At 64.7% G+C, this 9,053-nt stretch carries 6 protein-coding genes; 1 reads left to right on the plus strand and 5 read right to left on the minus strand.

Annotated features, from left to right (window positions below):
- Positions 1-225: 225 nt before the first annotated feature.
- The 5 genes from ACMZ6R_RS19285 to ACMZ6R_RS19305 form a co-directional block, all read right to left on the minus strand.
- Positions 226-1,680, minus strand: coding sequence for an NAD-dependent succinate-semialdehyde dehydrogenase (locus tag ACMZ6R_RS19285; RefSeq protein WP_416114557.1), 1,455 nt, complete (start codon positions 1,678-1,680; stop codon positions 226-228).
- An 80-nt stretch (positions 1,681-1,760) separates the two neighbouring features.
- A complete protein-coding gene (locus ACMZ6R_RS19290; protein WP_416114559.1) occupies positions 1,761-2,540 on the minus strand; it encodes an N-acyl homoserine lactonase family protein in 780 nt (259 codons plus the stop codon).
- Positions 2,541-2,586: 46 nt separating this feature from the next.
- On the minus strand, positions 2,587-3,741 hold the full coding sequence (locus ACMZ6R_RS19295) for an iron-containing alcohol dehydrogenase (RefSeq protein ID WP_416114561.1): 1,155 nt from the start codon (positions 3,739-3,741) through the stop codon (positions 2,587-2,589).
- A 164-nt stretch (positions 3,742-3,905) separates the two neighbouring features.
- Positions 3,906-5,336 carry a hypothetical protein gene (locus ACMZ6R_RS19300; protein WP_416114563.1) on the minus strand — a complete coding sequence of 477 codons (1,431 nt, stop codon included), beginning with the start codon at positions 5,334-5,336 and terminating at the stop codon, positions 3,906-3,908.
- 344 nt (positions 5,337-5,680) lie between these two features.
- Positions 5,681-7,771, minus strand: a complete 2,091-nt coding sequence (locus ACMZ6R_RS19305; RefSeq protein WP_416114565.1) for a sigma 54-interacting transcriptional regulator — start codon at positions 7,769-7,771, stop codon at positions 5,681-5,683.
- 227 nt (positions 7,772-7,998) lie between these two features.
- Between ACMZ6R_RS19305 and ACMZ6R_RS19310 the strand changes: the two genes are divergently transcribed.
- Positions 7,999-8,877, plus strand: a complete 879-nt coding sequence (locus ACMZ6R_RS19310) for an AraC family transcriptional regulator (RefSeq protein WP_416114567.1) — start codon at positions 7,999-8,001, stop codon at positions 8,875-8,877.
- Positions 8,878-9,053: the final 176 nt, after the last annotated feature.

A 9,053-nucleotide genomic window follows, 5' to 3' on the forward strand; every position in this document is an offset into this window, starting at 1 on the left:
AACCCCTTTTTGAAAAAAGGGGTTCCCTCCCCCGGACCCCCACCCTCCCCAAAAACTTTAAAGGGGGGCGTTGGGACCTTCTCTCTGCTGGCGTTGCGATCAAAACGAGAGCGGTTTCTATGAGGAATAGTGAGGAAATTTAGGAAGGGGAGAGCGCGAGAGGGGGCAACCCTTTTTAAAGGGTTCCCCCTCTCGCATTCTCTTCCCCTTTCTTAATTTCCCTGATTATCCAATATACGAGCAGACGTATTTGATCTCGAGGTATTCGTCGATGCCGTATTTGGAGCCTTCACGGCCGATACCGGACTGTTTGACGCCGCCGAAGGGGGCCACTTCGTTGGACACGAGTCCGGTATTGTGGCCGACGAGGCCGTATTCCAGCGCCTCGGCCACCCGCCAGACCCGGCTGGCGTTTTCCGTATAGAAGTAGGCGGCCAGGCCGTATTCGGTATCGTTGGCCGCGGCGATCACCTCTTCCTCGGTTTCGAAGCGGAAGATCGGGGCCAGCGGGCCGAAGGTTTCCTCGCGGGCCACGCGCATTTCGCTTGTCACGCCCGACAGGATGGTCGGTTCGAAGAACTGGCCGCCCAGGGCATGGCGTTTGCCGCCGAGCACCACCTTGGCGCCTTTGCCCAGTGCATCGGCGATGTGACTCTCCACTTTTTCCACAGCCTTGGCATCGATCATGGGGCCGATGAGGACCCCGGGCTGGGTGCCCGGTCCCACGGGCATGGCGGCCACGGCTTCGGCCAGGCGCGTGGCAAAGGCGTTGTGGATGCCGGACTGGACGTAGAGGCGGTTGGCGCACACGCAGGTCTGGCCGGCGTTGCGGTATTTGGAGGCGATGGCCCCGGCCACGGCCTGTTCCAGGTCGGCGTCGTCGAAGACAATAAAGGGCGCGTTGCCGCCGAGTTCCAGGGAGAGGCGCTTGATGGTCGGCGCGCACTGGGCCATGAGCTTGCGCCCGACCTCGGTCGAGCCGGTGAAGGACAGTTTGCGCACCACCGGGCTGTCGGTCAGCGCCTTGCCGATGAGGCTCGATTTGCCGGTGACCACCTGGAGCACGCCGGCCGGCACCCCGGCCTGTTCGGCCAGGACGCCCAGGGCCAGGGCGGTAAACGGCGTCTTGGCGGCCGGGCGCACGATCATGGCGCAACCGGCGGCCAGCGCCGGTCCGGCCTTACGGGTGATCATGGCGGCCGGGAAGTTCCAGGGGGTGATGGCGGCGGTGACGCCGACGGGCTGCTTGAGCACGAGCAGGCGCTTGTCGGCCGTGGGCGCGGGGATCACGTCGCCGTAGACGCGGCGGGCTTCCTCGGCGAACCATTTGATGAAGGACGCCGCGTACATGATCTCGCCCTTGGCCTCGGCCAGGGGCTTGCCCTGCTCGGTGGTCAGGATGGTGGCCAGATCGTCGGCGGCCTCCAGGATCAGGGCGTGCCATTTTTCCAGCACCGCCGCGCGCTTTGGCGCGGCCAGGGCGGCCCAGGGCCTCCAGGCCGCGTCGGCGGCGGCGATGACGCCCTCGATTTCCGCGGCCGACAACTGCGGCGCCTTGCCGACCACGCTGCCATCGGCCGGGTTGGTGACGGTGTCGGTCTCGCCGCCTGCCGCCGCCACCCACTGGCCGTTCACCAGACAGGCTTCCTTGAACAGTTCCGAGTTTTTCAGATTCACCATGCCGCTCCCTTGGCCCGCGACCGTGCGGACCGGTTTTTCATGGTTGGCGGCGGGGGGCCGGAGAAGCCCCCCGCGTCGGATCAGTCGTAGTAGGCCGGGGCCTGTTTGACGGATTTCCAGGCTTCGGGATCGTGGCCGGTCATGATGGTCACGCCGTGGGCGTCCTGGAGCAGGCGCATGCGTTCGACGCTGCGTACGGTTTCGCCGGCGCTCCACATGAGTCCCGGCAGTGTGCCGTTTTGCAGGTTGTCGGTGGTGTAGCAGGAGTCGGCGGCCAGGAAGGTGGGCCCCGAGTGTTCGAGGTTGACGAGGATGGACTGGTGTCCGGGGGTGTGGCCGGGGGTGAAGTGGATGGTGATGGCCTTGTCGCCGAACAGGTCGAACCCGTCGTCGCGCCAGCCCTCGAGGATCACCCAGGGCACGTCCTTGTCGAAGTCCTTCCGGATGTAGGCGGCCTTCATGTAGGGGTCGGGCACGTAGGCGAAGTGGAGTTCGTCGCGCTGGACGATGTATTTGGCGTTGGGGAAATGGCCCACGCCGCCGGCATGGTCCAGGTGCAGGTGGGACAGGATGACGTAGCTGATATCTTCCGGAGCGCAGCCGACCTTTTTGATGGCGTTGGCGCACCACTGGTCCTCGGTCATGACCGGATCGTAGGCGGCCAGGATGGAGCCCCAGTGTTCTTCCTTGTGGTGGACGGTTTCGAGGGCGTTGCCCGTGTCGAAAAGCACTTTGCCCTTGGGGTGGTCGATGAGCGCGAAGGGCACGGGAACGTCGAACTCCTTGTCCACGCCTTTGTTCAGGGTGAAGTACTGTTGTTTGCTTTTGAGGATGCCCGCTTCGAACATGTACATTTTCATGGGTATTCTCCGCGATGGCTGAGGTATGCGAGGTATGTCGAGCCGCTTACAGGGCCTGCCGGTAGATGACCGCGGCGTCTTCCTGGGTCATGTGGCGCGGGTTGTTGGCCAGAAGCCTCGTCACCAGCATGACGCTGGCGGCCAGCGTCGGCACGTGCTCCTCGGTGACGCCGTAGGCGGCCAGATGCTGGGGCACGGCCAGATCCTCGGCCAGTTCGGTCAGGGCCGTGACCGCGCTGGCGGCGGCCTGGCGCAGGCTCAGACCCGCAACCGGCTGGCCCAGGAAGGCGGCGAGCTCGGCGAAGCGCCCGAGGTTGCCGGTCTGGTTGAAGCGCATCACCGGCACCAGCATGATGGTGTTGGCGATGCCGTGGGGGATGTGGAACTCGGCGCCGATGGGGTAGGCAAAGGCGTGCACGGCCGTGACCCCGGCGTTGGCGAAGGCCATGCCGGCCAGCATGGCCCCGCGCAGCATGTTTTCCCGGGCGGGCAGATTGTCGCCCTTGGCGTAGGCGGAGCGGATGTTGTTGTAGATCAGATGGATGGCTTCCTTGGCCAGCAGGTCCGTCATGGGCGTGGCGTTGATGGAGGTGTAGGCTTCCAGGGCATGGATCAGCGCGTCCATGCCGGTCGCGGCCGTGACCTTGGGCGGCAGTCCGATGGTCAGTTCGGCGTCGAGCAGGGCCACGGCCGGGAAGATGTACGGACTCACGATGCCCTTTTTGAGCTTTTCGTGGTGGTCCGAGAGGATGACGATGGGCGTCACCTCGCTGCCGGTGCCGGCCGTGGTGGGAATGAGGATGGTCTTGAGCCCGGGGGCGGGGATCAGGTCCGTGCCGAAGTACTTGCCCACCGGCCCCTCGTTTGTGGCCATGACGGCCGTGATCTTGGCCATGTCGAGGGACGAGCCGCCGCCGATGCCGATGATGACGTCCGCCTTGGCCCCCCTGGCCACGGCCAGGGCGTCCTCCACGATTTCGTAGCGCGGATCGGCTTCCACCTTGTCGAAGCGGACATGGCTCAGGCCGGCCGCATCGAGCAGGCCTTCCACGCGTTCCACGATGCCGGATGCCGCCACGCCCGGGTCGGTGATGATGCATACGGACGTTCCGCCGAGGCGGCGGACCTCGTCGCCCAGGCGGGCGATGGTTCCGGTTCCCAGGATGATGCGCGGGGTCGTGGCGAAAATCTCCTGATGCATAAGACAAGCCTCCGGGTAATACGGTGGGGGTTGGATATGGAGCGGCGACAGCCGGTCCGCCGTCGCATTCTGCCGTGTCCTGCCTCGTGTCGCGTTCTCGAAATTCGTGCAGACGAATTTTGAGAATACTATGTTTAACTCATTATTTTTGAGAGAACGCCGCACTAGACGGAGGATTTCTCCCCGGCCAGGGCGTCGGCTTCGGCGTCAAGGGCGCGTTGCAGGTCCTCGGCCCAGATGGGGGCGGCGGTGGTGTCGCCACGGAAAAAGTCCAGGGCGTAGATGATGAAGCAGACCACGAGGCCCGCTCCGAAGGCCCAGGCCGCGCCCTTGGAGATGAGGATGCCGGCCACCATGCCGGCGATGCCGAGGTCTTTTAAGCTCTTGGCCTCGCGCGCGCCGATGTAGACCGACACGAAGCCCTGGATGATCATGGTCAGCGACAGGGCGGCCGGCAGGATGGGTCGCGTCATGGAGACGATGGGCAGCAGCCAGTAGCCGGTGAAGGTGCCCCAGCGGAAGGCGGCCACGCCGCCGAAGATGGAGTCCATGCTCTCGCGGCCGGTTTTCCAGCGTTCGTAGGTGACCACGGTCATGGCCGCCCAGATGGGGCCGCACATGGAGACGTCGGGACCCATGAAGGACATGAAGGTGTTGCGGGCGCCGACGATCAGGTGGGCCCGGTCGGGGTTGTAGTCCACGTGTTCGTCCGGGCGCTTGGCGTCGGCGTCGCGGATGATGCCCTGGGCCTGGACGGCGTCGCCGAAGATCACGATGTAGGCGGCCAGCACCAGCGGGATGGACTTGAGGTACATGGAAAGCGACGGCCAGCCGAGGGTTCCCCAGGGCACCCAGTCGGTCCACAGGGTGGTGAAGGCGGGGTGGGAGAAGCCCCACTGGATTTCGAAAGGCGCTTCGCCGACCAGCGGGGCGATGATGATGGCCGCCACGATGGCCGGCAGGATGCCGAGGTTGGCCGCCAGCTTGACCAGGGAGCTTTTCGTGGACCAGCCCCTGAAAAGCGGGTTGTACATCATGAAAAGGGCCACCAGGGCGCACACGCTGATGGTGATGGGCATGGTGTAGAACTTGCCGCCTTCCTTGAAGATGAGTTGGATGGCGGCGATGCCGGCGCCGAGAATGACGCCGGATTTGACGGCCCGGGGAATGAGCCCGATGACCGTGCGGGCAAGGCCGGTGACGCCGAGAAAGAGGCACCAGATGCCGAGCGTCAGCTCGAAGGCGATCAGCGCGTGCATGCGCTCCGGGCCCATGGGGTAGCTGAGGCAGTAGGCGATCAAAAGCGGGATGGCCGGTGTGACCCAGCCGGGCACCACCGGGTCGCCGAACAGGGAATGCCAGAGGTAGAGGAAGCCGTTTAAGATGACGATGGCCAGGGCCACCTCGAAGGGCATGCCGAGGGTATCCTGGAGCACCGGGATGATCGACAGGCACACCGCGCACATGACCAGGCCCTGCACATAGTCGGCCCATTCCCAGCGGTAATGGATGCCGGGAAGGCGCAGTTTCAGTTTCCACAAGGGAATGTAGGGCGCTTCGTTATCAGGGGTCCGTCTGACGCTTTGCACTGCCATGAAGTCCTCCAATCACTCGGTTCGACTGCATTGCCTTTGACGCCGGACGTCGCGTGCCAAGTGCTCCTGCAAAGGCCGGGAAAGGTCGCGCCGCCCGCTCCAAGAGATCAATATCCATGCCAGCGGGGCGAAAAAAGGAATAAAACCAGGAAGGGGAGCAATGCCGGGGGGATGTCGTGCCGATTGACCGAAGCTGTCTATCCGCAAGTGATGATAATAAACATCAGGTGATGCGGGCATGCATCGCCGCTAAAAGAGAACGTGCTATGTCTGGTGCTTTTCGCGATAAAACAAAAGGGAATACAAAGGCGATGCCGTGGCGCATCGGATGATGCTTGCGGGCATCAGGCTTCGGACAGTCCATAGCGACGCGCCTTGCGCACGATGGTCGACTGGTTGACCCCGAGCGCCTGCGCCGCCTTGCGCGTGGAACCATGGCTTGCCAGGGCCTGCCGGATGGCTTCCCGTTCGGCTGTTTCCAGGATGCCCCGCAGCCCGGTATCGACGGTTATTTCGGCTTCCTGTCCCCCCTTGGTCGCGGCCAGGGCCCGGGTCGCCGCCCCGCGGGTGATCACGTCGCCCTGGCACAGGACCACCAGCCGCTCCATGGTGTTTTCAAGCTGACGCACGTTGCCCGGCCAGGAGCAGGCGGCCAGATAGTCGCAGGCTTCGGGATCGATCTGGCGGCTTAGGCCGTACTTGCGGTTGAAGCTCCCCAGAAAGCGGTAGATGAAGTCGAAGATGGCTTCGCGTCGTTCCCGAAGCGGCGGCACGACCAGCGGCACGACGCTTAAGCGATAATAGAGGTCGCTGCGGAAGAGCCCTTGCCGCATCAGGGTTTCCAGATCCCGGTTGCTGGCGGCCATGATGCGCACGTTCACGGCGGTCGGGCGCACCTCGCCCAGGCGAAGCACCATCCGTTCCTGGAGCACGCGCAACAGCTTGGCCTGCAACCCCAGCGGCAGCTCGCCTATCTCGTCGAGAAAAAGCGTGCCCTGGTGGGCCAGCTCGAACACCCCCGGCTTGCCGGCCCGGCAGGCTCCGGTAAAGGCCCCGTGGACGTAGCCGAAAAGCTCGGACTCGAGCAGCGCTTCCGGGATGGCCGCGCAGCTGATTTTGACAAAGGGCCTGTCCTTGCGCGGACTGTGTTCGTGGATGATGGAGGCCACCACCTCCTTGCCCACCCCGGATTCGCCGAGGATCAGCACCGTGGAATCCACCTGGGCCAGGCGCAACGCCTGCTCGTAGACGTCGCGCATGCGCTTGGAGCGCACCACGATGCGTCCGCCCTGACCGATGCTCTTGCGCAGCGAATCGAGCTCCATGCGGTAGCGGTCGTGCAGGGCGCTGATCTTTTCCAGTTCTTCCTGCAGCCGTTGCAGCTCGGTGACGTCGCGCACGTTGGTCACCACCCGCCACAGCTTGCCCTTTTCGTCCAGGATGGGGTTGCCCGTGACCACGATGGTTTTGCCGCGCTTGACCTTCTGGATGATGGTTTCGCTTCGCAGCGACTCCAGCACGAGCAGGGTGACGGACTGGTCGTAGAACCCCTCGCGCACGAGATCGCGCATGCTGCGTCCCACCACCTCGGCGGCGCGGATGCCGGTGATGCGTTCGTAGGCGCGGTTGATCTGCAAGGTGACGCCCTCGCCGTCGGTGATGAAAATCCCGTCGAAGGAGGAGTCGATGATGGAGCGCAGTTCCCGGGACAGGTCGCGCAGGCTGCGCAGCTTGCCGAGCACGGCGTGGCGGTCGTTGACGTCGCGCAGCCAGACCATGCGGCAGGGCGCGGCATTTGGGCGATAGGGGTCCGGGACCTGCCAGCGCAGGGTCACGTAGCGGGAGTCGTCGCGCATGGCCAACGCCACCGCCGCCGGTTCCACCGGGTCGTCCTCAACATCGAAGCCCGCTCCCACAAGCGCTTGCCGCAGGCCCACGCCCCGGCGGCCGGCATCGCCAAGCACCAGCCTGGCCGCATCGTTGGCCCAGCCGATGGTCCCGTCGCGGTCGCACAGGAGAAGCGGCTCGGGAAACCGGGCCAGGGCACGGGCCCAGGGCTCGGCCGTATCGGTCCGGTTGGGCGCGATTTCGGGCAAAAGGCTCGATGCGTCCACGCAGCCCATGATCCGGTTGAGGCTGTCGACAACGGCCAGAAACCGGTTCTCGTACCAGGCGATCTCGTTGACCGGGGTGTCGGGCTGCACGGCGCAGATGTGGCGATGGGCGTGCTGGGAGACCGGGTCGGACAGATTGGCTCCGCCGGCCAGGGCGCGGATGAGGTCGTCGCTGGTGAATATCGTCTCCGGATAACCGGAGTCGCCAAGCACCTGCGCTCCGCCCACGCCGTTGCCGCGGAAAAGGGCGGCCGCCTCGCGCAGCGTATCGTCCTTGCGCAGGAAATGCGCGTTGTGCTGCATGATGTCGTGGACTTTCATGACCTGCTCCCATGTCGCCGGCGTGAGAAAATCCTCTGAACCATGGTCACTATAGAAACAGTATCCGTTCGGGGTCAACTCGGAGCGAAGATCGGAGAGAAATCCTTTGCAAACGATAAAACAGGCCGTATATCGCCTGATTCTTGTCTGATGCTGCTTTTTGTGATAGAAAAAGGCAGCCGTCGTAAGGGCCACATGCCACAAGGCCGCGACGGCGGGGAGGCCCCATGCGGGAAATCGCCGAACTCATGGGCCGGTTGGCCGTAAACGAAGGGGAAACGACCACGGACATCCCGGGCGTGGCCCTGCACAAGCGCACGGGAAGCATCCCCCGCACGCCGCTGTTCTACCAGCAAGGCGTCATCATCCTCGGCCAGGGCGCCAAGAAGGTGCACCTGGCCGATACCGTCTACCTCTACGATCCGGACCACTATCTGGTCTTGTCCGTGCCCCTGCCCGCCGAATGCGAGGCCGTGGTGCACCCCGGCGAGCCCCTCCTGTCTCTTACGGTCGATATCGACCTGCACATGCTCACAAGCGTCATCGACCAGATGGACGAGGCCGCCCCGGGCAGCCCCGCGCGTCCCTGCTGCCGCCATCAGGGCCTCACCCTGGCCTTTGCCGACGCCCCCTTCAAGGAAACGGTGCGCAGGCTCCTTTGCGCGCTCCTTTCCCCCCGCGAGGCCCGGGTGCTCGGCCGGGGACTGGTGTGCGAACTGCTCTTTCGCATCATGTGCGGCGAAAACGCCGCCTCCCTCTACGCCCTGGCCCACAAAAACACCGGGCTCTCCCGCATCGACAAGGCGCTCAAGCAGATCCACTGCAACTTCAACCAGCCCTGCAGCGTCGAACAGCTCGCCGGCGCGGTCAACATGAGCACCTCCGCCTTCCACCGCGCCTTCAAGGACGTCACCTCACTCTCGCCCATCCAGTATCTGAAAAAAGTGCGCCTCAACAAAGCCAGAAGCCTGCTCGTCGAAGACCGCCTGCGCGCCAGCGACGCCGCCCGACAGGTCGGCTACGAAAGCGTCTCCCAGTTCAACCGCGAATTCAAACGCTACTTCGGCGCCAGCCCCCGCAATCTGCCGGAAATCAACGGTCGGTGAACGGGGGGGATGCCTCCGGCGGCCAGGAGGGGCTTTGCCCCTCCTGGACCTCCCCACCGGGAGGCGAGCGCGCCCCCCGGACCCCCCGTCCGGTGTGCTTTGGCTGGACGGGAGGCGGGGGTGGCTGGCGGGGATGCGGAGAGTGGTGAAGATGGCGGCGGCATTTGCCTGGACGG

Source organism: Solidesulfovibrio sp. C21 (assembly GCF_047785625.1).
Classification (GTDB): domain Bacteria; phylum Desulfobacterota; class Desulfovibrionia; order Desulfovibrionales; family Desulfovibrionaceae; genus Solidesulfovibrio.